The sequence below is a fragment of the Vibrio owensii CAIM 1854 = LMG 25443 genome, assembly GCF_000817815.1.
Classification (GTDB): Bacteria; Pseudomonadota; Gammaproteobacteria; order Enterobacterales; family Vibrionaceae; genus Vibrio; species Vibrio owensii.
The window spans coordinates 1-23,838 of the sequence record NZ_JPRD01000029.1; the positions used below are offsets into that span (position 1 = coordinate 1).

The following is a 23,838-nucleotide window of genomic DNA, read 5'->3' on the forward strand; positions in this document are numbered from 1 at the left end:
TAAGTGAACGGCATTAGTGCTGATGCGCTCCTTTTTTGTACGCAACGTCCTGATATTTATAAAACTCGATATTTTATATATTCCTTAGTTGAATATGTTATTCAAAAAACCATATGCAACCTAATTTTAGCCTATTGGTTTGTTTTTAATCGAAAGGATAAAAATTGTTTGATAAATATCCTCTGTTGCTTACAATTTAGCCGTAACTCAAAGAGTTATACCACATCAATCACGGATTAATTTTTAGCTAGGAGGCGCAAGATGAAACATTACGTTGTTAACACCACTGCTTGCGCTGATCGTATGTCTGATGCTCGCTCAACCTTTGATGCGACCAAACCAGATTTTACTGGCTCATTAGATTAAATTAATCCGTAACCTTTCTATTTTACTAGGCTGCGGAAAAGTAGCGGCTTAGTCTCAACAGAATCTCTCTGTTTAATTACCCCACTATTTTTCCCAGTCGATTATCTATCGCTATTTGGAGAAAAATTATGCGTCACTCTATCTATCTAAAATTGGCCACGGTGCTTTTGAAAGCCGATCTGAAACGTGAAGAAAAGCAATGGCAACGTATGGTTCGTCGCAGTTCTCATGATATTCCATGGACTAACGAGCACTTACTAAAAGACATTGGCCTGGATAAAGATGGCCGTTCAACACAAGCTAGCGTACCTGACGCGGTAAAAGTTGAACGTCGAGTTCGTCACCTTCGTCGTGTGTTAACTTCGCGAATACTGACGTAATCGAAAGCCCAAGTTGAAACTCCCACACACATTCGATTCAATTTGGGCTAAGAAAAAAGGCTGACCCTCATGGTCAGCCTTTTTCGTTATTACGTTTGGTATTGTTTGCCCGGCGCCCACTATGGGCAGGGGTTCGAGTAAGTCGTACCAATCGCTTGGATGTCATTAAGCAATTCTTCACTTAGATGAACATGGATGCTGTCGATATTGGACTTCAGTTGTTCTAGGTTAGTCGCACCAATGATGTTAGAGCCAACAAATGGACGCTGATTCACGAAGGCAAGCGCCATTTGCGAAGGGTCTAAACCGTGGTCACGAGCTAGGTTGACGTATGCTTCTGTCGCTTTAACGCCTTGTGGTGTGAAGTAGCGAGCAAAGCGTTCCCAAATCGTGCAACGCGCACCTTCTGGTTTGGCTCCGTTGAGGTATTTACCACTTAAGCAGCCAAACGCCAGCGGTGAGTATGCGAGTAGCTGAACGCCTTCGTAATGGCTGATTTCAGATAAGCCGACTTCGAAGCTGCGGTTCAATAAGTTATATGGGTTTTGAATGGAGACGATTCTCGGTAAATCATGTTTTTCTGCCAAACGTAGCAGTGACATCACGCCCCATGGCGTTTCGTTTGAGACACCGATGTAACGCACTTTACCTGCGTTGACTAACTCCGTTAGAGCTTCAAGAGTCTCGATCAGCGTGACCTCTTCTTGCTTATCTGGATAAGGATAGTTGAGCTGGCCAAAACAGTTGGTCTGACGCTGTGGCCAATGCAATTGGTATAGATCGACATAATCGGTTTGCAGGCGTTTTAAGCTATCGTCGATCGCAGTGTGAATATGGCGACGGTTAAGGCTCATGTTTTCACGAATGTATGGAACGTTGCGCGGACCAGCGACTTTCGTTGCTAAAACCACTTTCTCGCGTTTACCGCTTTTCGCTAACCAATTGCCGATATACTGCTCGGTGAGTCCTTGTGTTTCTGCTTTCGGTGGTACGGGATACATCTCGGCAGTATCGATGAAGTTCACCCCATGATCGAGGGCAAAGTCGAGCTGTTGAAAAGCTTCTTGTTCGGTATTTTGCTCACCAAACGTCATAGTGCCAAGGCAGATCTTACTGATCTCGAGTGATGAGTGCGGTAGTTTTGTATATTGCATTTCACATCCTTGAAGAGTTACCGACTGAATAAGTCATTCCAATATAGGGGATTTTTAGTTGCTGTCGCAAATGATTTAAGTTTCGCTTTGTAGTTAACTCGAAACTTATCAATACGGTAACTAGACTTAAAGGATCTTGTGAAGGAGGTGCATTATGCAGAAGCATCAACTCGACATGTGGTTGCATGGCCACCACAAAGACTCCTATAAAACTCCGAAGGTCTTTGTGATAGGTTGTTCTGATGTCTCTGACTATCTGTTAGCAGTGGAGTACAAACACCAACTAGAGCCAATCAAAGATGGCGAAGATCCGATTCATTTTGGATCGTTAGATTTGGTGAAAGAAGAGCTGCTGAGGTTGGGGATTGATAAAGCGTATTTGAGACTGCACAACGCATACGATGAGTTCGGTAGTGAGGGTACAGCCTCTTACTGCGATATTGAATTGTCACTTGTAACGCATTGATCACTCTGATTGAGCGTTGATGTAGTGCTTCAATAGTATCTGTTCGGTGAATTGTGTCCTGAGGTAGAAACCGCGGGGCAGGGTTTTTATCGGCTTGCCATTTGAACTGTAAGCTTCCGTCAGTGCTTTTGCGTTCGCGGCTTTAGGGCGCAGATGAAGCGCTTCTCCGTGTCTGGCGGAAATTTGATCAAACTTACCCAAAACGATCAATTCCATCAATTCTTCCCAGTCGTTTTTCAGAATTAACTCTTCTTCTTGATCCGGTGACCAAATCAGAGGGCTACCGACGCGGCGCTCAGCCAATGGAATCTCACGTTCTCCTTCCACTGGAACCCAAAGTACACGAGATAGCTTGTTACGCACGTGACTGGTTTCCCATGTTAAGCCTTGCACACCAGTCAGTGGCGCAACAGAGACGAAGGTTGTTTCTAATGGTTTGCCAGAATAACTGATCGGAATGCTTTTTAGCTCGATCCCAAGCTTAGCGAAATCTTGTTGCGGTTTACTGCCAGCTGGCGCACCTAAGTGCCATTCCAGTAATTGCCCAACCCAGCCTTTATCGCGTTTCAAGTTTTCAGGAACAGTCATGCCTGCCTCTTCGGCAAGCTCTGTAAAGCTTAAGCCCGCAATGTCGTGCGCGCGTTCCATCAGTTCTGCTTCGGATTGTGGTTCTGGTTTCATAATGACAAGGTGGTGTTGGAAAAAATCTAGTCTAACAAATTTGAATAAAATCCTCTGTCGAAGATTTCATCGAGCTGGATTAAGAATGATCAATCCATAACTTATCCACAGATTAGGAAGTGACCAATAGGATCTCTAGCTGGGCTGGATGAATAAACAGGGGTTTGATACGTGATTGAGACTTGATTTTATTAAGATATCATGAAGTCTTACCTGTCTAATGTGGATAAATAACCGATTGTGCGATCTTTGACCGATCTGTATTTGATGAAAAGATCATCAGGAAAAATAAGATCAATAAATCATCAGTTTTACATTTAAATCTTTATTAATCATATTCTTATGTGTTTTGGTTTAAGCCTTTATAAATGTTGCCAATAATGGTTTTGAACAAAATTCTTTGTTGATAGCGTTTTCTTCACAAAGTTATTCACAGAAAAGGTGAATAAATGTGGGCTATGTCTCAGTCTTGTGTTGATAAAATAATATTTGTTCAAAAGATATCCAAAACTGGCCGAAAGGTAATAAATCTTGCTCATATCACATCAGTAAGTTTGCTAGTAATGGGGATATGTGGAAAAATCACGGTAATAAAAAATTATTCATAGAGGTTAGCCAGTGATAGATGGCGATGGTTACCGACTCAATGTTGGTATTGTGATATGTAATAACCATGGTCAGGTCTTCTGGGCTAAACGATACGGGCAACACTCATGGCAATTTCCACAAGGTGGGATTGACGAAGGTGAAACACCTGAACAAGCCATGTTCAGGGAGTTATATGAAGAAGTCGGTCTGACGAAAAAAGACGTTAAGATCATCGCAACAAGTCGTCATTGGTTAAGATATAAGCTACCAAAGCGATTGGTGCGTTGGGACTCCAAGCCTGTTTGTATCGGCCAAAAACAGAAATGGTTTCTGCTGCGATTGGAATGCGACGAATCCCGCATCAATATGCAGCGTGGGAAATCCCCTGAATTTGATGGTTGGCGCTGGGTAAGTTACTGGTATCCAGTTAGGCAAGTTGTTTCTTTCAAGCGAGATGTTTACCGTCGCGCAATGAAAGAGTTTGCATCTTTAGCCATGCCTTTTCGAGAGCGTAAGACGAAAGGGAAAAGAAAAAAGCAACGTAGATAGAGGATCAACATGCTCAGTCAGCTAAGGGAAATAGTTGAGAAAGTCTCCAGAGTCGATGACGTCCATCTGGCGCTCGACATATTAGTAAAAGAGACTTGCGCAGCCCTATGCACTGAATGTTGTACTATCTATCTTGCTAACGACGAAATGCAGCGCCTTGAGTTAATGGCAACTCAAGGCCTGATTTTTGAAGGCGATAGCATCCATATCAACTTCAATGAAGGCTTAGTCGGTTTGGTGAAGCGAAGTGCAGAGCCATTAAACCTTGCTGAGGCTTCTACTCACCCTGATTTTAAATTCTTCCCTCAGTTGGGTGAGCAGGTGTACCACTCCTTCCTCGGTACGCCGATCATCCATCGCAAGCAAGTATTAGGTGTGTTGGTGATCCAGCAGAAAACGCCGCGTTTGTTTAGTGAGATGGAAGAGTCTTTCCTTGTGACTTTATCTGCGCAGCTTGCTGTGTTGATTGCGCATGCCCAAAACTTAGGTCACTGGCAGCTCGCCTCTAAGCCTACTGTCATCAAGGGGCTTCCAGCTTCGACTGGCGTCGCAATCGGTGAGTTTTGGTTTGATGATACGCAGCCAAATCTAAACGACGTATTTCCAACATCGACATTAGATAAAGAACGTGAACATGAATTGCTTGCGGTTGCCGTCGAGCGAGCGTTGGGTGATTTCCGCCGCATGCGGAAGAAGTTCGATAGTGAAATAAACAAAGACGCGTTAGCGATCTTCGATCTCTTCACTCACTTGCTGAACGATCCTATGTTGCGTGGTGATCTTAAGAAGCAGATCGAGAAAGGTGATCGTGCGGACTGGGCACTGCGTCAGGTTGTCGAAACCTATTCCAACCGTTTTGCTCGAATGTCTGATGTTTACCTGCGTGAACGTGCGCAAGACATTCGTGAACTCGGGCAACGTCTGTTGTACTTCTTGCACAACAGTGAACAAGAACATGCTTCCATTGACCGTCCGGTTATCTTGGTTGCTAATGAACTCACCGCCACTTTACTCGCATCGATTCCAAAGCAGCACCTACTCGCTGTTGTCTCACTTGAAGGTGCGGCAAACTCTCACGCCGCGATTTTGTCTCGTGCGTTGGGTGTTCCTGCCATCATGGGCGCGAACATCAATACCAGCGTTGTCAATGGCAAGAAAGGGATTGTAGATGGCTACACTGGCGAGATTTATCTTGAGCCAAACAGACAGCTCCTGCGCGAGTATCGCAGCTTAGTTAGTGAAGAGTCTGAATTGTTCGCCATGGTGAACAAAGATTTGGCATTGCCAGCGATCACTCAAGATGATTGCCACATTGAAGTCATGCTCAACGCGGGCTTGAGTGCGGATAGCAATATCGCCATCAACTCTGGTGTGGATGGTGTGGGTTTGTACCGAACTGAAATCGCTTTTTTACTTCAGCATCACTTTCCATCAGAAGATGAACAGTATCATCAGTATCAAGCCATCCTCAATAGCTACGCGAATCAGCGCGTGGTTATGCGTACTTTGGATATTGGCGGCGATAAACCATTACCGTATCTGCCAATTGATGAAGACAACCCATTCTTAGGCTGGCGTGGTATTCGCTTTACGTTGGATCATCCGGACATCTTTTTGATCCAATTGCGTGCGATGCTAAGGGCGAGTGCAGAAAGTGGCAATCTGAGTATTCTGTTGCCGATGGTGTCTGGTATTAAAGAACTCGATGATGCGATTACGCTTATCAATCAAGCCTACAGTGAAGTGGTGTTATTGGATGAACGCATTCAAGCGCCAAAAGTTGGGGTAATGATCGAAGTGCCTTCAATGGTGTATTTGCTACCTGCTATTGCGCATCGTGTGGACTTCGTTTCTGTCGGTACCAACGACTTAACGCAATATTTGTTGGCTGTCGATCGGAACAATTCCCGTGTTGCGGATGTCTATGAATCCATGCATCCTGCGGTGTTGTTGGCGTTAAAACAAATTCATGATGTTTGCCACCAGTATCAAGTACCTGTGTGTATTTGTGGTGAGCTAGCAGGTGATCCATTTGGTGCGCTCTTGCTGTTGGGCTTAGGTTATAACAGTTTAAGTATGAACACCTCAAACGTGGCTAAGGTGAAATATTTGATTCGCCATAGCCAGAAAAAAGAATTAGAAAAACTCGTCGAAAAAGCCATGTCATGCTCTTACGGGCAAGAAATCCATCAAATGATGCATGATTTCTTTATTCAACAAGGTTTTGCCGGCTTTATTCGTGCAGGTAAGAAGTAGGTAATTGTGACCATCTCTTTATTCATATTATTGCTCGCGCTGGGCGCTTTTGTAGGCGTGATGGCTGGGCTTCTTGGTATCGGAGGCGGGCTAATTGTTGTACCTGCACTACTTTATCTTCTTCCTCTTGCTGGTATCTCTCCAGAGATGAGCATGCACATGGCGTTAGCAACGTCATTAGCGAGCATCATCGTCACTTCTGGCTCATCGGCGCTTAATCACCTCAAGCTTGGTAACGTCGATATGTTCGTTGTCAAATGGCTGATGCCTGGCGTGGTGATTGGCGGTTTTGTTGGTGCCAATATTGCCGAGTGGATCCCAACTCATTACTTGCCGAAAGTGTTCGGGGTGATTGTGCTGTGTTTGGCAATACAGATGTTTCGCTCCATTAAAACCAAAAGTGAGAAGCCAATGCCGAGTAGTCCGGTCACTGTAATGTACGGAACGGGAATTGGTGTGGTTTCAAGTCTTGCTGGTATTGGCGGTGGTTCGCTGTCGGTGCCTTTCTTAAACAAGCATGGTATTGAAATGCGTAAAGCGGTTGGCTCCTCTTCGGTGTGCGGCTGCGTGATTGCCATTTCAGGCATGATTGGATTCATCTTACATGGCTACAAGGTAGAAGGGTTACCTGACTACAGTGTGGGTTATGTTTACCTGCCAGCTTTAGCGGCGATTGCTATGACGTCGATGCTCACGACGAAAGTCGGCGCGAAGATGGCAACCAACCTTCCAACAGCGGTCTTGAAGAAGATTTTTGCTGTGTTCTTGATGTTTGTTGCAGCGACCATGCTGCTGTAAAGTCCACCTGTTTTATTAGTAATAAGAAGAGAATGATTTATGTCTCAGGGATACTTTGAATTTCCCAATATTGATCCGGTTTTAGTCTCTATTGGTCCTGTTTCTGTTCGTTGGTACGGTTTGATGTACCTAGTCGGCTTCATGTTCGCACTATGGTTGGCAAATCGTCGTGCAGATAAGCCGGGTAGTGGTTGGACGCGTGAGCAAGTTTCTGACTTGTTGTTTGCGGGTTTCCTTGGGGTAGTGATTGGTGGCCGTGTTGGCTATGTGATTTTCTACAACTTTGATTTGTTCTTAGCAGACCCGTTATACCTATTCAAAGTTTGGACTGGTGGTATGTCATTCCACGGCGGTCTGTTAGGTGTTATCACTGCCATGTTCTGGTACGCACATAAGAATGGTCGCACTTTCTTTGGTGTAGCAGACTTTGTAGCGCCATTGGTTCCATTTGGCCTTGGCATGGGCCGTATGGGTAACTTCATGAACAGCGAACTTTGGGGACGCGTAACAGACGTACCATGGGCGATCATCTTCCCGAATGGCGGTCCATTGCCTCGTCACCCATCTCAGCTTTATGAGATGTTCCTAGAGGGTATTGTGCTGTTCTTCATTCTGAACTGGTTCATCAAAAAGCCTCGTCCTTTAGGTGCGGTATCAGGGCTATTTTTAGCTGGATATGGTACATTCCGTTTCCTAGTTGAGTTTGTCCGCGAACCGGATGCACAGCTTGGTCTATTTGGTGGTTACATTTCGATGGGACAAATCCTATCCTCACCGATGATCATTCTGGGTGTTCTAATGATGGTTTGGGCGTACAAACGTGGTCTTTACCAAGACAAAGTCCAAGCAGAAACGAAGTAAGGAATTGGTGTGAAACAGTATTTAGATTTGTGTCAGCGTATCGTTGACCAAGGCACTTGGGTTGAAAACGAACGCACAAGCAAACGTTGCCTAACGGTGATCAACGCAGACTTGACCTACGATGTTGCTAACAACCAATTCCCATTAGTAACGACACGTAAGAGCTTTTGGAAAGCGGCAGTTGCTGAGCTACTTGGTTATATCCGTGGTTACGACAACGCTGAAGATTTCCGTAAGCTAGGTACGAAAACATGGGATGCGAACGCAAACCTAAATGAAGCATGGTTGAACAACCCATTCCGTAAGGGTGAAGACGACATGGGACGCGTATATGGAGTTTTTGCCTTTTTCCCAATGTTGTCTATATTGTTCTATAGGATTGAAATTATAGGACATTGTGGTGCAAATGGAGCAGCTATCAAAACGGACAATTGTCCATAATAAAAACAAACTCCTCTTTTTGAACATTGAGGAGTCTGACCATGTTCTTCTTCAGACTCTTTCCCCTCTCATCGAACAGCTAAACAATGGTAAATCATCGATTGTTTTTTATGCAAAATTAATGTACGTCTATTCCGATGTGTTTGATGACCGTGTAAGTGAAACATCGATAAAATTAGGGCATGTTACCGACTTTCTTGGGCGATTTCTTAAGAGCATTAAAGATGGGATTTTGGTCGATGTAAGCCCTGCAACCTTCGATGGATATCTCAATTTTTCACGAAAATGCTTAAGATTTTTGTCATCAAAATTTGGCATTGGTGATTATCATAAGAAAAAGCGATTAATTGATATATATATACCGTTTGACGCTGTTGATTTGCCCACTATAGATAGTGATAAAGCGGACTATTATAGTTGGTGGGTAATAAAATCTAAAAGTGGTAAAGAGAGGTTCCTAGATCTTACTTATATATGGAAAAATGAAGGCGCTGATGCCGCTAGACAACTAGAAAAATATACGAACAGTGTTTTAGGTGGATTTAAAGCATTAGAGAATCATCTCCCCTTATTTTCAGCATATTTTTTATATCTATCTTCAGTCGAAGGTTTAAATTATTTTGATTTAAAAAGTAATTCGGATGTTTCAGATGATATTTGGCGTGGATTCTGTGCTCATTTTTTTAAAAAAAATGTAGAATCTGGTAATTGCCTTATGACAACGAAGAAACGTTGGAATGACGGTTCTCCAGCTCTTTTCTACACTTTATTTGAAACAGGCTTCTTTGCTAGACCTAATATAGATATTACATATATACCTACAGAGTATAAGACAGGTTCAGAAGCAAAGATAAAGAAAATAAAAGATGCGCCTACAGGGGAAATAATTCAGGTTAAAGAAAAATTGCTTACTGATGTCCCGATTTATTTGACTGATGATGAGGCTATAGAATCTATATTCGATGATATAGAAGATGATTATAACATTGTAATAAATTGGGCTAAAAATCAATTCAATGATTTATGGGCAAGATATTCAGATAACAATCATAAGTTTAAATTTGAGGATATTGAGTTATCCAGAGATGAATTTCGCGTCAAATATCGACTTAATTGCTATGAAAGATTGATAGATTCTAATGGAAATATTCGTAAGGTTTATAGTAGTAAAACATCATTGGCTGAAAGTTTTGGAATGCCGACATCGTATTTCGAAATTCCAATATCAATACTCCTGATAAAAGAACACAATGATATAACGGATAGCTTCTTATACAACCTTGATTTATATGATAAGAACGGGCATAGAGTTGGATTTTATAAGCTTGATAATAATTATTATCTTCAGGGATATAAATTACGTAAAAATGGACGCAAAGCTGAACAAACCATCAAATTAAATTCTGTTTCAAAAGAGCTAGTTGAAAAGCTATTGGTTATCACCTCTAGACCAAGAGAATATTTAAAGAAGAAAGGGGATGATAACTATAGAAAATTATTTATTAATACTGGTCAAGCATTTTTTCATCCAAGACCATGTGTGAGTGGTTCTACTTCATTATCTGAAAAATATATTAAATCTCGATTCGAACAGCTAAAAAATGCACATGCCAATAAAAGTGAAGAGGCTCTGAATAATCTAAATAAAAACCTTACTTTAACTAGGTTTAGAGCATCATGTGCTGTTGTAGGCTATTTGAAAGATAAAGATGTATCATTAATGGCTAAAAATCTAGGGCATGACAAATATAGACAAGACTTGCTTTCTCATTATTTACCCGACCCAATATTGAAGTATTTTCAATCTCGTTGGATTCGAATATTTCAAAAGGGAATTATTTGTGAAGCAATGAAAGATAATAAAAACCTTCTTAAGGCGTCTTGCTTTAATAATATAAAAGAGCTTGAGAGGTTTTTATTCAATCATTCCTTAAAAATTGAAAAAAGTGATAGTAAAGATTTTGCAGAAAACGATGCGAAAGGTAAAGTTCTTGTCGGTATAAATGTTGAAGTTTTAAAGGTTCTTTTAGCGATTCAAAATGGGACTATTGAAGACGACAAGTTATCTATCAAAGATAGTTATTATCTCAGCCTTAGTGAACTTATAATGGAAGATATAAGAAACTCAGATGATGTTCTTCTAAAAAGCTACTTAGACACGGCAGAGAAAGAGATGGAAAAATAGTTAAGGGCTTGACATGAATTTACATGATGACTTGGGTTTTCTTAATAATATTTTTGAATCAGGTGTTGAGCGGTTCAAGAAACATCCTTACCTTAAAAGCGAATTTATAGAAAATATTTGGCGGTTTGACACTTCTACTTCAACAGGAAAGTTTGTCACGGAAGTAGACTTTAATATCACATTACCCAATGGAGAGTTGCTAACTAGCGAAAGTCATGGTTCATTGCTAAATACGTTTAAGATGTGGATAATAGCATACCTATCTACTAATAGTAGCGGGAAGCTAATTGTAAAGCCATCCCCAATAACTACAAGAGATAAACTTCCTTACATCTGTAAAATAATTGATTATTTCATTCTAAGAGATGGATATATTAAAATATCAGAATATGGTTTAAGAATATTATCTGAAGATGATGTGATACAATTGTTCTCGATTTTATCTTCCTCAAAAGATACATATGAGACCATATACAACTTTAAAGATAGAGCGTTGTCATATATTTATTTTAATGCTGTAAATTCTATTCGTAATAATAGTGCCGATAGGTCTGATATTAGCTATGATTTACTTACTGGTAAAAATTCTTATGCATTTGATTTGATTGATAGTAAATATGTAGATAATTTATCTATTATGAGAAGTTGGTTACTATCTAACGACTTTTTTAGAGAAGATACAAAAACTAGCGCCGATTATAAATATGTTTTAAAAGTGTCAAAGTTAGGAAGGGAGTTGCTTGGTTCAAAAACCATTTGGGGAGGGAAGATTAGTAAATCGGGAGATTGGGTTGAAGCTTTTCATCTAGTTGATAAATCGCCATATCATATTGAGTATAGAAGGATTAATGTTCAAGATACCCCAGAAGATGAGTTAATATCTAAAACGGCTTTTATTAATTTTCGTTCTGCTTGGCAATCATTAAAGTTGTTATCTAGCCATGACTTTAGAAAGAATGGAATCTACGTACCTGAAGATAATATAATTGATTGTGTGGATTTTTCTCGTGTTAAAGTTAAGAACTCAGGAAGGTTTAAAAGTATTCCATTTCCTATTGTATTTAATATGATCGAGAAATGCATCGATTTTCATTTAAATTACGGTGAAGAGTTAGTCTCATCATACGATAGTGTGGTTAGGCTAGTAGCTAGTCGAGATTATGATAAAGCACTTAGTAAAAGTTCTTCAGAAGATAGAACTCGGCTCAGAGAGTTCATATCGGATAGAGAGTTCATAACTTGCATTCATCCTAAAATAAAAGAGCTAGGTTGTAATCAATTCGGAAGAGGTCAGAGGTGGACTGCGAAAGAGTTGAGGGAGAACAAAAGTTTAATTGATTTAATATCGGTATACTTTGGGCTAGTGGCCATTATATTTGGAGCTTTAGCCGCAAGGAGAGTTGGTGAATATCTATCCATCAAGCATGGTAGTGCATTTGATAAAAAAAATCGTTATGTGATATTTGATAGAGAAAAAGCGACTCAAAATTTAGGAGGATTACGGGATAAAATTGCTCGCCCAATGGATGAGCTATGTATTTCTATGCTTGAAAATTTGGAGCGAATCCAAAAAGTACTAATTGATTGTGGATACTTATCTAGTATCCCTCATATTTTCTCCTATCCGTATATTAATCCTGTCAGAATTTCTGAGGCAAATTTTTATAATTCTTTATATCAAGCGATGGATAAGGCTTGTGACTATTTTGAAACAGAAGTAGTAGATGGACTGCGATATTATCTACGTCCGCATCAACTAAGACGATTTTTCGTTCAACTTTACGTATGGTCTTCAGGTGAATCCCAACAGGGGCTAGATGTTTTACGTTGGTTTTTAGGGCAGACAGATATAGAACATCTCCACCGTTATATTACAGAGTCAGTTACAGGTGAGGTGTTACGTGATGTGGAGGTTCAGTATGTTTCAGAACACATTGATAGCTTTCCAAAGCTCAAGTCATATATATGTCAAAAATACAATGTAAATAATGTGGAGTTACTTGATTCAGAGGAGCTTGAAGATTATATAAATTACCAAGCATCAAAAGGATCGATTATATTTGATTATGAGTTTATAACTGATTTTGAAGGGAAAAAGCATAAACTATTAGTTAAAATAGTTGGTGAAAATGATGAATAAGCTATCAGAGAAAAAAGTTAATTCGTTAAAAAATATTGAATTGATTTTAAAAGATATCATTAAAGAACCAGAGAAATATCATGAATCTACATATCTCATTAAATCTTTAGAGTCCCAAGGCGGTCTGGCTAGATTTGAAGGCCATATTGTTATTAATGGGGAAAGGTTAGAAGTATCACCTTCTTCAATTAATACTCAAAAGAGACAAGCAAAAATATTATTTTCTGAAGGTTATCAGTATATAAATCGTTTGAGGATCAGTGCATTAGAAACCTTGAACACATCTCCAAGTGTAGAAAAAAAAGAGAACAGAAGAACTAAACAAGGTCTATATAATGCATTGAAATCAAGGGATAATTTGGTCGATTTGTACAAAGAAGAGCATTTGGTATGGATTCAGATAATCGATAGAGCTAAATCTGAAATCCTATCTATTTCTAAAATAGATGACCAAAAACTTAGGGAACATCGAGCTAAAAATGCAGTTAAAAAGTTAAATTCGACATTATCTCTATTAGATATTTTTCCTGAAGATAGTGATAAGGAAAATAATGTTTCTGAAATTTAGAGGTGTCTATGTCTAAAGTTCAGTTGTGGCAAATTATACCAGAGTATCGGAACATCCATTTTGTTGGAAGGGATTTACAACCTGTAGTAAAAGTGATCAAAAATTTCCCTTTTATGACATTACCAAGTGGGAAGGCCTGCGTTGCTGCAAATAAGTATTTAATAAAAGTATCTGAAAGAAAATCGGAAGGTACAGTTAAGCAATATGCATCTTCAATAAGTGCATTAGTTAGATATTGCTATGAGCATAAAGTAGATTTTATTGACTTAACTTCCGATCATTTTTCTGAACTCATGCAGATTCAAAGAGATGAGAAAACCAACTCTTTAACGCCCAAAAGAGTCAGTAATACTTTAATTTCAAACGCTAGGCGTTGGCTTGATTTTCTTGATTTTATAGCGAAGGAGAATGATGACTCAACATTTTTACCAGCTAGGATATTGGCGAGCAAAAGGGTCAGAAATGTCAGGAAGGGTAAAACTATAGTTAAACAAGAAGTATGGTGGCATTGCTCATTTGATACACCTAGTCCTCTGAAAAAAAGAAAACCAATCTCAAAAGCATCGATTGATGCATTACGTTCTGCAATTATCAATGTAACGTCAGATAAAGCACTAATTAGGCGTAGAGAAGCTTTATTAAGAGGTCTTGAATCAACTGGAGGAAGAGTTGCGGAGCTTGTAGAGTTGAAAGTTGAAGATGTTTTAAAAGCTGAGGAAATGAAGAACCCCATGCTTAAATTAATAACGAAAAAAAACGACTCTGGATATAGATTTATACCAATCTTACATCAAGACTTAAGAGCATTAATTAAATATATAGAAATACACAGAAGCAAGTTAATCGAAGATACGATTGGAGAGTCAAATGATCATGGATTTGTTTTTATAAGTGTAAAAACAGGCATAAAATTAACAGCAAAATATTTAAGCGATGAAGTGGGAAATTTGAGAAGAGCGGCTGGGATTGAAGAAAAAGCCTGTGCTCAAATGTTTAGACATAGATTTATAACTAAATTGTTTATTTCTTTGATAAAGGAATTTAATGCTTCAAACAAGTCAGAATTAAAGCTCGCTCTACTTGATGGTAGTATATTTAAGAAGAAAGTCCAGCAATATACTAACCATAAGAGTTTGGATAGCCTTGATCATTATATTGATCTCGCATTTGCGGAATTGGTAGATGTCGATGGTGTTGAAAATAGAGTTCGTCAAAGAATGGCATATGAAGCTTTCGATAGGGGGCTAGATGAACTTGAATCTAAATTAAAAGATGGAATGGTAGTGTCAGAGTATCTGGAAGAACTACAAAGCCTCAGGACGGCAATGCAGAAAGATCTAGATGCTTTATCGGGCTAAGTATGGGGTAGACAGCCCAGCAACTGTTGTGCAGTAAGTCTGCACTAAACTAAACATATCTGTATTCCAATGGCCTCTCGATTAAATCCGATTGATTGAACCATCTTTCTGCCCCGTTTCTACTTAGACTAAAAACTTATTCATATGTTGTTCATCTCTTTTTGCCTTACTAAACCTAATTGTACAGCGTAAGAGTTTCAGGTGGACTCTTTCCGTCATGCAAGGCCAACAATCACATAACGTGCTTATATTGCTTGAGTTGCATACGTGATAGTAGCAAGATAGTCCGAAAGCAAAAGCAGAAAGATTCTGTCTAAAAAGCGTCATATCTCAAAGAAATCAGCGAGTCAGAATTCACATCAGTAGGAGTGGTAATGTTCAAAATACACAAATCAAAAAGCAAGGATGAGTCCATAGAAGAAGTGACTGCCGTAGTTGTGGAAGAACCCCACAAACATCCCATGATATGCCTTTTTGATTTCGAGGAAGATGTAGAAAAAGAACTGGAAAACTTAAGGTTTAACTATGTAACTGCTAGTTTCGGTTCAACTGTGAAAGTTGCGAACAAACGTCATGAAGAAAAACTCCTGAAGCTGCACCATGACTATCCTAGCAATCTACATGAATTTGACATCGTTATGTTGGATCTGACTGTTGAGAAATCAGAAGATTTTGATGCTAGCCTGCATAGCCTAAAAAATACAACTGGAAACAAAGCTCATGCCTTGCTTAGCATATACCCCGAACAAGTTTTCGACCCTAGGCCATTATCCATTAATATCGTTTCTGATGAAATAAATGAGCTGGCATGGAAGAAGGCAATAGTGATCGCATTTTGCGGGAGTGCAATTTCTTCTGAATACCAATTTGTAGAAATAACAGCATACGAGGCTAGTATTACACGCCGAGAGTCATATTCTAACCATACATTCTATAAAGGCTTTTCTGGCTCTAAAAACCGACATGGCCGTAAGGTTGCCCTCCCAGAAAAAGGCTCAAAACTATCTCCGCTGTTTAATCAACACTTAGATGGAATTGAGTACCGAAGTGTGTTTAACCACCCTGATGTTTGGGAGGACGGAAAGTACCAGAAAGACCGTAATTTTATACCACTGTTACTTAATGAAAGAGATGAAATTGTAAGTTACGCGCATTTCCAAAACGAGTCACTGGTATTAGTCTTCCCAGACATTGAGAACAAAGGAAGCTTTGTTGCTAGTCTCCTTAAGACATACCTACCAGAAATAATGCCAGATATATTCCCATTTCATGGTGAATTCGGCTGGTTAGAAAGTGGGGACTATTTGTTGCCTGGAGAGAGCGAGTTATTGCAAGAAAAGGCCGATATAGAGGAAAAATACGTCAAAGATATTACTGAAAACGAGAACTCTCTGCTCAAATTAAAGAGTGAGTTCAAGTTTCTGACAGATTTAATTTCTGAAACTGGTGATGCATTAGTATCGTCGATTGAACATTATCTCAAGTGGTTGGAGTTTGAGTCGGTAGTTAACTTTGACGATACAAATCCAGATATTCTTGAAGAGGATATTCAGGTTGATTGTGGGGATCGGTTTTTAGTCATCGAGATTAAAGGCATTGGAGGTACATCGACAGACAAAGACTGCTCTCAAATTAGCAAGATTAGGTATAGACGCGCCGAGCAACGAGGAAAATTTGATGTGTTCGGACTATATATTGTCAATCACCAGCGATACATGCCACCAAAATCGAGATCCAACCCCCCGTTTACCGAGAATCAAGTCAAAGATGCAGGCCACGATAAGCGAGGGCTTTTAACCACATACGATCTTTATAAAGCATATTTCCTGATTGAAGACGGGATTTTGCAAAAATCAGATGTTAGAGAATCACTTTTTAAAACAGGGCTAATTACTCTAGAGCCTACAGACCTAGTATCTATTGGTGTTCCTCAAGAACTCTTCATGAACGGTCAAGTTGCTATCGTAAATTTAAATGATATAACTCTAGCTGTAGGCGACACCTTGATCGTAAGAAAACAAGGAGATTATTCAAGAGCTAAAGTCGAATCCTTGCAAGTTAATGGTAAGGGAGTAGATACCTGTAATGAAGGAGAGGTTGGCATAAAGTTAGACCGAAAATTGAAGAAGAACTCAGAGCTGTTTGTTAGAAAGTTATAACAAGCTGTTGATCTGTACCTTTAAGTACTGGGCACTGAGTTAAGCGATTTTTCCATACTTAAACTCATTCATTGATTGCTAATTTAGCAACATCGCTAACTCAGAAATGTCCAACAGTGTGCTGACGGGGCATGAAACACGAAAATGCCCCAAAACTCGCTAGACCAAACACTCTACAAGATCTGTTTCGTTCATTTTATCCTACAAAAAGTTATTCGATAGAATGCAACTCAACACGATTGAGTCTACATTATACTTATTTAGCCTGTCAGATTGCCTATTTGATTGGTTAAATCATCAGATTGTCTTCTTGTGGATGATAAATACTTGAAAATATTGTTATTATCGTTTTTATTTATCAGTAAAACCGACTTCCATGAGATATGAATCCGCTCCTGTAGCCCCAAAAGAAAGACAAGAAACAACTAGACAGCGAGCAGCTCGCCAACGTAGAGAGCGTCAGGAAGAGTTGAGGTATACCGCGAGCGATGAAAAGCGATGGGCAGAAATTAGAGAGAGGGTTCTTAGAGATAGACAAGAGGCTGGATTAGGTCAAATCTCTCAAGGTTTAAAAACGCCTCAAATTCTAAGCGATTCTATCGGGCTACAGTGTTCACTTGACGATGAAATGGCGAAGAATCATCAGCATGTACTTATTACTGATTTAGAAGATGCGCACAAGATATTGCATAACGTTTGGCTAGATTCTGGTAAAGACGTTGCAGCTCTTGCAGCGAGTATTAATACAGCAAAATCATGGTTCAACCACACAGAGCCGATGTTTGACGCCGCGTCTATTGCTAAGCAATTCGGGGATATGAACATTAAGGCGGATCTTGTTGAGAGCAGAGGACAAATCTTTGTCGCATTCAATGGGACAGATCAGAACGGGAAAGTACTCAAACATGCGTTAGTGAATGGCTCTCGTATCAACATGAACGGAAAAAAATACCCGCTTAATTCATTTAAAGCAATGCAAACTGGTTTTAGCCCGAAATCTAGGGTTGCAAACTTTAAAGGTGCAGGAGTTTTAACGTTTGTTGTATCGGCGAGTATTGCTACTAGTGACCTAGTGTTCAAAGATGATTACCACCTAGTGGATTGGTTTGGGAATGTTGGCTCTGACATGTTCAAATTTATGCTCCAAAGCGCAGTTGGTGAAGCCGCATTGTTTGCTGCTGCTGTCTTAGGTCAACCGATAATTATCGGTGCAATTGCTGTAACAGCGACATATCTTCTAATTGAATGGGCTTGGGGCGAATACAAAATTTCTCAAACGATAGTTGAAAGGTTAGAAAGTGCGATATAAAACTAAAATCCGTTTGGCTGGCTTATTTTTTGTTTCACTAATGCTGTTGTGTTGGTTTTATCCTTCTTATAGCGTTTATTTGGATTACCTTGAGCTATTGAATCGAGCCGATACTGTGCAAGTTTCCGTTATTACCTTGTGGGTTCCTGTTGGTGTTTTTGGGGCTTTAGTGTGTGTGCTTTTTATGACACCTAAAGCATTGCTATATGGGAAGAAGATTAATGAACTTTATTCTCAAAGAGCTATGCAGTTAGCTAACAAAATTAGTATTTATTTTGCATTGGCAGGCGTGGCATTTGCTGCTGGCTGGACATATCACTCTATCGACTTGTTAGAAAAATATGGGTACGTATACAGCCGAGATTTAACAAAAGTCACTCCAACAGGAGTGCACTTGATGTACGTTAAAGCTCGATGATTGAACTTAACGGCACTTAATCCGAACCCAGCCAATACTTTTCTGGTGCGATGTTGCTCATCGCACTAGCCCTTCACAACAACTTTGCAATACCTGTGATTATTCGTAGCTTTCTAAATTAGAGAAGGCACTGACAAGGTTTTGTCCATCTTCGAGCCAGCTAGATCTGTGCTGGCTCATTTATGCCCCATTCAAAGTTAGAATTAGGGATCATGCTTGTATCGAATATCTGTTTTGCAATAATTATTTTTAATGATGCTGTTGATTTCAATTCAGCCTTTCACTTTTTATGTCATTGATTTTATGGACAATAAAAATCAATCAAGAAATAGATATCTATTATGTTCATATAGTGTATAGTGTCAGAAGCTCAAACGATGAGCTATTAGTAAAATATTTAGTTCAAGATCTTCTCAGTTTTTATTCGATTAAATTCGTCATATTTATCCTGCGATACCTTTTTCTTCATTCCTTATTTAGTAGCTTTCTTTTTAACTTAATCAATGTATCGAGATATATTATGTCAAATAAATCAACAGGCTTAGTAAAATGGTTTAATGAATCCAAAGGTTTTGGATTTATCACTCCTGATAACGGCGGTTCTGACCTATTTGTTCACTTCAAATCAATTGTTAGTGATGGCTTCAAAACATTATCTGAAGGCCAAAAGGTTTCTTTTGTTGTTGAACAAGGTAACAAAGGTCCTCAAGCGGATAATGTTACGTTAGTGTAAGATATTTATAAAAAGTCTCTTCTGTCGAGGAGACTTTTTTACTTTATTTTTTAATAAAGATTCTGAACGTTCGAAATACGAATAAAATAAATTTTTGGATCGATAAGATAAGAAGCAATATGAGAAAACCAGTAAGAAAATCAAGCAAGAAAACACAGAAAAACAACTTCGAAGAACGATTCGCCGCGATGGTAAAAGAATATCAAGAAGCGAAAGAAATTCTCGACTCTATGACTGAAAGTTCATCAGAATATTTAGCACAGAAAAAAGCATGCGATAAACTTTTTGCAAACGCGGAACGATACATTAATAAGAGATAATGAATTGAAATGGCTTTATTCTAATCTGAATAAAATCATCTTTCTTAGCATCAATAGGATGATATATGAGCAAGTTACCTAAACCGACACAAAAGCAGAAGCAATTTAGTATTAATCAGAAAGGGACTAAACGAATACCAGAAGAGTTGAAAAAAATGGGTGTTCGCAAACGCATAGAAGAGATTGAAGAACAAAAAAAGTGGGATAAAGAGTGGGGACTATGAGTTCACGAAACCTCTCTGAGCTTATCAATACGACACTCCTCTTACATTCCGAAAAGCTGAGCAACTTGGACCGAGACATGCTGACAAGTTTACGAGATCAACTTAATCGTGAGCAAACCTTGTCAGACAAACAATCCAAACTGTGTCAAAGGCTACTACGAAAAACGAATCATGATTGCTAACCAACGTCAGTCTTCACAGCTATCTACCCAGCTATCATCAAGCATCAAGCGTTATTCGACTTAGCATCTGATCCATTAAATCTCTAATCTTAATTAGTATTGCACCCTCTGGCGCATGATGCTCAGCTGAGCGCTTGGCGTTCGTTAGACTTTTCATGAAGATAGTTTCGCTATCCATCACGGTGTGTTTTAGGTCGGCATGGTCCTATTCCTTTTGAGGAGACGTAGTGGTGTGATGCTTTCAATATGGCATTGTTTCACGCTTAAACGTTCGAACTGACTTGGTTTCTGCCTAAAAGCTGGACTAGGCAAGCAACTGATTATCAAGGAGTATGGACGGCAAAAAACCATCATAGAATGGTTATTACCTCATCTCACAAACCTGAGCACTACGAGTATGTTTCATCGCTTCTACAGTTTAAGCAACTTAACGTTCCACTTGTCATAATATGATGTGTGCCCCAGATATTTCGTTGTTGCTATTTCCAAAGCTCATCTGTTGAAGAGCATAGTCTTTCTATGAGCAACCTTGTACAAACCTTACATTCAATATAATAAAATTTTTTTAGTGTATGATTCGCACTTTTTTAACTTAAACCAGATCTTCTTTCTACCGTGATTTTTCAAAGTAGTTCCTCCAAAACAACACCAGTCTCACCGTTAGCAATCCTTTGGAGAAGGCTATTCATCTTTATTTTTTTATGTATTGATGTTTCTTTATTTTGAATAGATTTGTTTTTATTATTTCTATTCTCATTATTAAATATTTGATTAGACATATTATGCCCCTTTATAAAAAATTATAATTAAGGTGCACTGAACATAAGTATTTTTAGGATAGGTAATTAAGGAGATTACAGAGAGAAACTTGCTAGGGATTACGCTGGAAAACTATCTTTATATTTTATCTTGAAACAAATCTTTGTCAGAGCAACTACCTCGCCAGGCGTATGACGAGGCAGTGTAAATTCAATTGTAAGACTAAATAGTCGTTACATTTTCTGCTTGAAGGCCTTTAGGACCTTTACCTACAGTAAAGGAAACCTGCTCGCCTTCAATAAGCTTCTTAAAGCCATCGCCTAAAATGCTTCTGAAATGAACAAATAAATCATCGCCATTTTCTTGAGAAATAAAACCAAAACCTTTAGTTTCGTTAAACCACTTTACTGTACCAATTACTTGATTAGACATATTATGCCCCTTATAAAATTAAAATTAAGGTGCACTGAACATAGGTATTATTTTAGGATAGAGCATTAAGGAGATTACAGAGAGAAACTTGCTAGGGATGACGCTGGAAAACTTTCTTTATATTTTATCTTGAAACAACTCTGTGTCAGAGCAAAGACCACTATACAGATTAATTAAAAAAAATATACCTTTATTTTAAATTAATTTTTATATCATCTATTCAAACGCATTTTATCACAAAGGGTTCATCTTGATTCCGACGTTTTGCAGTTGGGAACATTAAGCAATAAATCAATACTGCCAAACGGCCTTTTTTGAGAGAGACTTGCTTGCGGCTGCCAAACTCGCCTTTGTCCAACGGCTTGCTGACGGGGTAGATCATCGTAACGCAAAACTGCACGGACATGATATGGCAGAGGAAGTTGCTGGCGCATTTCCAGATATTGATGAATTAGAAAAAGATGTAGCAGACCTTGATGAGTACTTTACTAACCTGAAAAAACGAAGAAAATAAATGTTTGAATAGGAGACATAGCCCCCTATGTCTCCTGTAATCATATATCTTATCTTGAGCTGCACCAGTATAGTGGCATAGTTAATTTAGTCACTAGAATAGATATCTTGTAATACCATTGGTAATCCATGAAGTGCTAATTTAGGTAAAGGGGTAACTCAGAAATGTCCAAAAAAGAGCTAGCTGCCGTGCCTAGCTCTGTTTTGCACAAAAGCACTTTAGCCCAGGAATACTGCTTGTTGTTACTCCAAGCATTTTTACCTTAGTTAAACTCGAAGAACTAAAAAGCAAAGCCTGCTTTTAGTAATTGTGGGTGTAATGACTACTCATGTATCGGACGACAAACTTGCTATTTTAGCTTGCATGGAGAAAGCTAAATGAGATAAGAATGCATAACTAAACAATGTAAATGCGAAGAATATATTTTTAACAACATGCCACCAAAAACCAAGTTCTTTTGTCAGTAATAACACATATAAAATCAGAGCTACGGAGGCAACTAACCGCAATAAATTTGTAAACAGAACAAAATTATCAGCGTTCTCTCCCTTATAGCCCTTTAAAGCCTCATACCTGGCTGCAAGCTGACCCCACATTATGCATGATGCGATAGCAGGATCTGAGATATAAAAAAGTTCAGTCGCGCTACCTTCTGCTAAACGAAACATCAGCACTGCGATAAAAGGGAGGATTATAAATACTAGCTCATTAATAGCACGGCTAAGCATTCTCTTGATCGTCCATTAACAATTGCATCATTTCTGTGCGAGGAATTACTCCGTGAACGGCCTCAATCTCGTGCCTGACCCGCTTCATTTTGTCGGTCATATACACTCTAAGATCTACTCGTAAGCCATCACCAGGAAGTATTGTTACTTGTCGGTTAAACCAGTTTTCTAGCCAATCTGCGTGTGTGATTTTTGCACTAAATTCTTGTCTACCCGTTACTTTGCAAAGCCACTTAAATCGCCATGTATTCCCACTAAAAGCAGCGTTTACTATTTCTAAAGCAATTTTTTCATGCGGAAAGTCTTTCTCGGAAGAGTATATTTCATCAACACTCTTGCTAATTGAGATACTTTTGCCAATCCTTTTATTTGGCTCTACACTTTTATCACCGATACCAACATATACTTTATCTTGTTCTGTTAGTTGGATTCTTATTGCATTCAGAGCTTTTTCCGCACCTTTAGCTATTCGGTAATCATCTATATGGGTGATTTTTAAAGCAGAGCTGGCATCATTTTCAAATGAATCAACTACTTCTTTATGAAGTTCATTTGCTAGATTCTTAAAAGGTTCTCGAGTGTTATGTTCAGCAGGTTTGCCCAAAAAACTCTCTATCTTCTTTTGAACCTTAAGTAAAAAGTTGTCTTTTTCGTAAGCTGTTCCATCCGTATTTTTTAATGAATTATTTTGAACGCCAACTACAGAACCTTCAATTGTACGAGAGAGCTTAGAAGATAAGCGCAATTGCAAGCCTGTCGAGTCAATAACTGCTTGCTGTATTTCATTTATGCCATCTATGAGGTCTCCCATCGCATGAAAAACACGAGACGAGTTTTCTTCATCTCTCGAGTAGTCTATTTTTATCCCAAACTGTAAGTTGCTCATTTTTTAGCTCTTTATGTCGTTTGTACAAAACGTAGCATATGATGCATGAATCTATCTATCGGCCAATTCAAAAAGCTTCATAACTTTTTGTTCTGAGAAGATCCTCATTCAACATCTTCCTCATATTTTCAGTAAAAATGAAACTAAGCTGTTAGACCTTAGGGCAGAAGCTCCTTGACATCACATTCCAAGGTCTCTGCAATCTTATACAATTTTTCAAGCGTGATATTGATTTTACCGCGTTCGATACGACTCATGTAGCTTCTGTCTATCTCTGCGAGTAGCGCGAGTTTTTCTTGAGGTAAGCCTCTGGATTTTCTAACTTTTACAATACGTTGGCCTACAGCTTCGGCAAGTTTCGTGTTCATGTTTTTTATTTATGA

The 23,838-nt window shown here is 39.0% G+C and carries 24 protein-coding genes and 1 pseudogene; 18 read left to right on the plus strand and 7 right to left on the minus strand.

What is annotated here, in order from left to right:
• Nucleotides 1-494 precede the first annotated feature (494 nt).
• The gene (locus H735_RS17245) at nt 495-746 is read left to right on the plus strand and encodes a hypothetical protein (RefSeq protein WP_005434903.1); all 252 of its coding nucleotides are present in this window, start codon (nt 495-497) and stop codon (nt 744-746) included.
• A 119-nt stretch (nt 747-865) separates the two neighbouring features.
• On the opposite strand, the gene H735_RS17250 is transcribed toward H735_RS17245, so the two are convergent.
• A complete protein-coding gene (locus tag H735_RS17250) occupies nt 866-1,900 on the minus strand; it encodes an NADP(H)-dependent aldo-keto reductase (protein ID WP_020196725.1) in 1,035 nt (344 codons plus the stop codon).
• A gap of 154 nt (nt 1,901-2,054) precedes the next feature.
• On the opposite strand from H735_RS17250, the gene H735_RS17255 reads away from it, so the two are divergent.
• Complete coding sequence (locus H735_RS17255) at nt 2,055-2,366, plus strand: DUF6482 family protein (RefSeq protein ID WP_005434899.1); 312 nt, start codon at nt 2,055-2,057, stop codon at nt 2,364-2,366.
• Here the strand turns inward: H735_RS17255 and mutH are convergent, their stop codons facing one another.
• A complete protein-coding gene (mutH, locus tag H735_RS17260; protein WP_020196724.1) occupies nt 2,367-3,047 on the minus strand; it encodes a DNA mismatch repair endonuclease MutH in 681 nt (226 codons plus the stop codon).
• A gap of 618 nt (nt 3,048-3,665) precedes the next feature.
• Here mutH and rppH point away from each other — a divergent pair.
• The 15 genes and pseudogenes from rppH (at nt 3,666) to H735_RS31425 (ending at nt 19,954) form a co-directional block, all read left to right on the plus strand.
• Nucleotides 3,666-4,184, plus strand: coding sequence for an RNA pyrophosphohydrolase (gene rppH, locus H735_RS17265; RefSeq protein WP_005434895.1), 519 nt, complete (start codon nt 3,666-3,668; stop codon nt 4,182-4,184).
• Between the two features lie 9 nt (nt 4,185-4,193).
• Nucleotides 4,194-6,440: a phosphoenolpyruvate--protein phosphotransferase gene (gene ptsP, locus H735_RS17270; protein ID WP_027726738.1), complete on the plus strand. Its 2,247-nt coding sequence runs from the start codon at nt 4,194-4,196 to the stop codon at nt 6,438-6,440.
• A gap of 6 nt (nt 6,441-6,446) precedes the next feature.
• Entirely contained in the window at nt 6,447-7,238 is a 792-nt protein-coding gene (locus H735_RS17275; protein WP_005434891.1) for a sulfite exporter TauE/SafE family protein, read from the plus strand.
• Between the two features lie 39 nt (nt 7,239-7,277).
• A complete protein-coding gene (gene lgt, locus H735_RS17280) occupies nt 7,278-8,099 on the plus strand; it encodes a prolipoprotein diacylglyceryl transferase (RefSeq protein WP_005434890.1) in 822 nt (273 codons plus the stop codon).
• Between the two features lie 9 nt (nt 8,100-8,108).
• Nucleotides 8,109-8,438, plus strand: a pseudogene (locus H735_RS17285) (thymidylate synthase); the annotation flags it as partial.
• A gap of 67 nt (nt 8,439-8,505) precedes the next feature.
• The gene (locus tag H735_RS17290) at nt 8,506-10,725 is read left to right on the plus strand and encodes a hypothetical protein (protein ID WP_020196722.1); all 2,220 of its coding nucleotides are present in this window, start codon (nt 8,506-8,508) and stop codon (nt 10,723-10,725) included.
• Between the two features lie 13 nt (nt 10,726-10,738).
• Nucleotides 10,739-12,865: a site-specific integrase gene (locus tag H735_RS17295; protein ID WP_020196721.1), complete on the plus strand. Its 2,127-nt coding sequence runs from the start codon at nt 10,739-10,741 to the stop codon at nt 12,863-12,865.
• Entirely contained in the window at nt 12,855-13,433 is a 579-nt protein-coding gene (locus H735_RS17300) for a hypothetical protein (RefSeq protein WP_115385741.1), read from the plus strand. Before H735_RS17295 ends, H735_RS17300 begins: the two co-directional genes overlap by 11 nt.
• 8 nt (nt 13,434-13,441) lie before the next feature.
• Nucleotides 13,442-14,791 carry a tyrosine-type recombinase/integrase gene (locus H735_RS17305; protein ID WP_020196719.1) on the plus strand — a complete coding sequence of 450 codons (1,350 nt, stop codon included), beginning with the start codon at nt 13,442-13,444 and terminating at the stop codon, nt 14,789-14,791.
• A gap of 374 nt (nt 14,792-15,165) precedes the next feature.
• On the plus strand, nt 15,166-16,950 hold the full coding sequence (locus H735_RS17310) for a hypothetical protein (protein WP_020196718.1): 1,785 nt from the start codon (nt 15,166-15,168) through the stop codon (nt 16,948-16,950).
• Nucleotides 16,951-17,326: 376 nt separating this feature from the next.
• On the plus strand, nt 17,327-18,259 hold the full coding sequence (locus H735_RS17315; protein ID WP_020196717.1) for a hypothetical protein: 933 nt from the start codon (nt 17,327-17,329) through the stop codon (nt 18,257-18,259).
• Complete coding sequence (locus tag H735_RS17320; protein ID WP_020196716.1) at nt 18,249-18,677, plus strand: hypothetical protein; 429 nt, start codon at nt 18,249-18,251, stop codon at nt 18,675-18,677. The genes H735_RS17315 and H735_RS17320 overlap by 11 nt, the downstream gene beginning before the upstream one ends.
• A gap of 520 nt (nt 18,678-19,197) precedes the next feature.
• A complete protein-coding gene (gene cspE / locus H735_RS17325; RefSeq protein ID WP_005380667.1) occupies nt 19,198-19,410 on the plus strand; it encodes a transcription antiterminator/RNA stability regulator CspE in 213 nt (70 codons plus the stop codon).
• A gap of 119 nt (nt 19,411-19,529) precedes the next feature.
• The gene (locus H735_RS17330) at nt 19,530-19,730 is read left to right on the plus strand and encodes a hypothetical protein (RefSeq protein ID WP_020196715.1); all 201 of its coding nucleotides are present in this window, start codon (nt 19,530-19,532) and stop codon (nt 19,728-19,730) included.
• A gap of 65 nt (nt 19,731-19,795) precedes the next feature.
• Nucleotides 19,796-19,954, plus strand: coding sequence for a hypothetical protein (locus H735_RS31425; protein ID WP_020196714.1), 159 nt, complete (start codon nt 19,796-19,798; stop codon nt 19,952-19,954).
• 805 nt (nt 19,955-20,759) lie between these two features.
• Here the strand turns inward: H735_RS31425 and H735_RS31430 are convergent.
• Nucleotides 20,760-20,915 (minus strand): hypothetical protein, encoded by a 156-nt coding sequence (locus tag H735_RS31430; protein ID WP_020196713.1) that lies wholly within the window; start codon nt 20,913-20,915, stop codon nt 20,760-20,762.
• A gap of 202 nt (nt 20,916-21,117) precedes the next feature.
• Nucleotides 21,118-21,327 carry a cold-shock protein gene (locus H735_RS17335; protein WP_005380677.1) on the minus strand — a complete coding sequence of 70 codons (210 nt, stop codon included), beginning with the start codon at nt 21,325-21,327 and terminating at the stop codon, nt 21,118-21,120.
• A 325-nt stretch (nt 21,328-21,652) separates the two neighbouring features.
• Between H735_RS17335 and H735_RS17340 the strand changes: the two genes are divergently transcribed.
• Nucleotides 21,653-21,841, plus strand: a complete 189-nt coding sequence (locus H735_RS17340; RefSeq protein WP_020196712.1) for a hypothetical protein — start codon at nt 21,653-21,655, stop codon at nt 21,839-21,841.
• 326 nt (nt 21,842-22,167) lie between these two features.
• Here H735_RS17340 and H735_RS17345 read toward each other — a convergent pair whose 3' ends face one another.
• The 3 genes from H735_RS17345 to H735_RS17355 form a co-directional block, all read right to left on the minus strand.
• Nucleotides 22,168-22,569 (minus strand): hypothetical protein, encoded by a 402-nt coding sequence (locus H735_RS17345; protein WP_020196711.1) that lies wholly within the window; start codon nt 22,567-22,569, stop codon nt 22,168-22,170.
• A complete protein-coding gene (locus H735_RS17350) occupies nt 22,562-23,455 on the minus strand; it encodes a hypothetical protein (RefSeq protein ID WP_020196710.1) in 894 nt (297 codons plus the stop codon). Before H735_RS17350 ends, H735_RS17345 begins: the two co-directional genes overlap by 8 nt.
• A 158-nt stretch (nt 23,456-23,613) precedes the next feature.
• Nucleotides 23,614-23,823 carry a helix-turn-helix domain-containing protein gene (locus H735_RS17355; protein WP_020196709.1) on the minus strand — a complete coding sequence of 70 codons (210 nt, stop codon included), beginning with the start codon at nt 23,821-23,823 and terminating at the stop codon, nt 23,614-23,616.
• Nucleotides 23,824-23,838 lie beyond the last annotated feature (15 nt).

What these genes read in the sequence shown, in the direction of transcription:
- H735_RS17245 (WP_005434903.1), top strand. Translation starts at nt 495, where the DNA reads ATGCGTCACTCTATCTATCTAAAATTGGCCACGGTGCTTTTGAAAGCC.
- H735_RS17250 (WP_020196725.1), bottom strand. Translation starts at nt 1,900, where the DNA reads ATGCAATATACAAAACTACCGCACTCATCACTCGAGATCAGTAAGATC.
- H735_RS17255 (WP_005434899.1), top strand. Translation starts at nt 2,055, where the DNA reads ATGCAGAAGCATCAACTCGACATGTGGTTGCATGGCCACCACAAAGAC.
- mutH (WP_020196724.1), bottom strand. Translation starts at nt 3,047, where the DNA reads ATGAAACCAGAACCACAATCCGAAGCAGAACTGATGGAACGCGCGCAC.
- ptsP (WP_027726738.1), top strand. Translation starts at nt 4,194, where the DNA reads ATGCTCAGTCAGCTAAGGGAAATAGTTGAGAAAGTCTCCAGAGTCGAT.
- lgt (WP_005434890.1), top strand. Translation starts at nt 7,278, where the DNA reads ATGTCTCAGGGATACTTTGAATTTCCCAATATTGATCCGGTTTTAGTC.
- H735_RS17290 (WP_020196722.1), top strand. Translation starts at nt 8,506, where the DNA reads ATGGAGCAGCTATCAAAACGGACAATTGTCCATAATAAAAACAAACTC.
- H735_RS17295 (WP_020196721.1), top strand. Translation starts at nt 10,739, where the DNA reads ATGAATTTACATGATGACTTGGGTTTTCTTAATAATATTTTTGAATCA.
- H735_RS17300 (WP_115385741.1), top strand. Translation starts at nt 12,855, where the DNA reads ATGATGAATAAGCTATCAGAGAAAAAAGTTAATTCGTTAAAAAATATT.
- H735_RS17305 (WP_020196719.1), top strand. Translation starts at nt 13,442, where the DNA reads ATGTCTAAAGTTCAGTTGTGGCAAATTATACCAGAGTATCGGAACATC.
- H735_RS17310 (WP_020196718.1), top strand. Translation starts at nt 15,166, where the DNA reads ATGTTCAAAATACACAAATCAAAAAGCAAGGATGAGTCCATAGAAGAA.
- H735_RS17315 (WP_020196717.1), top strand. Translation starts at nt 17,327, where the DNA reads ATGAGATATGAATCCGCTCCTGTAGCCCCAAAAGAAAGACAAGAAACA.
- cspE (WP_005380667.1), top strand. Translation starts at nt 19,198, where the DNA reads ATGTCAAATAAATCAACAGGCTTAGTAAAATGGTTTAATGAATCCAAA.
- H735_RS17330 (WP_020196715.1), top strand. Translation starts at nt 19,530, where the DNA reads ATGAGAAAACCAGTAAGAAAATCAAGCAAGAAAACACAGAAAAACAAC.
- H735_RS31425 (WP_020196714.1), top strand. Translation starts at nt 19,796, where the DNA reads ATGAGCAAGTTACCTAAACCGACACAAAAGCAGAAGCAATTTAGTATT.
- H735_RS31430 (WP_020196713.1), bottom strand. Translation starts at nt 20,915, where the DNA reads ATGTCTAATCAAATATTTAATAATGAGAATAGAAATAATAAAAACAAA.
- H735_RS17335 (WP_005380677.1), bottom strand. Translation starts at nt 21,327, where the DNA reads ATGTCTAATCAAGTAATTGGTACAGTAAAGTGGTTTAACGAAACTAAA.
- H735_RS17345 (WP_020196711.1), bottom strand. Translation starts at nt 22,569, where the DNA reads ATGCTTAGCCGTGCTATTAATGAGCTAGTATTTATAATCCTCCCTTTT.
- H735_RS17350 (WP_020196710.1), bottom strand. Translation starts at nt 23,455, where the DNA reads ATGAGCAACTTACAGTTTGGGATAAAAATAGACTACTCGAGAGATGAA.
- H735_RS17355 (WP_020196709.1), bottom strand. Translation starts at nt 23,823, where the DNA reads ATGAACACGAAACTTGCCGAAGCTGTAGGCCAACGTATTGTAAAAGTT.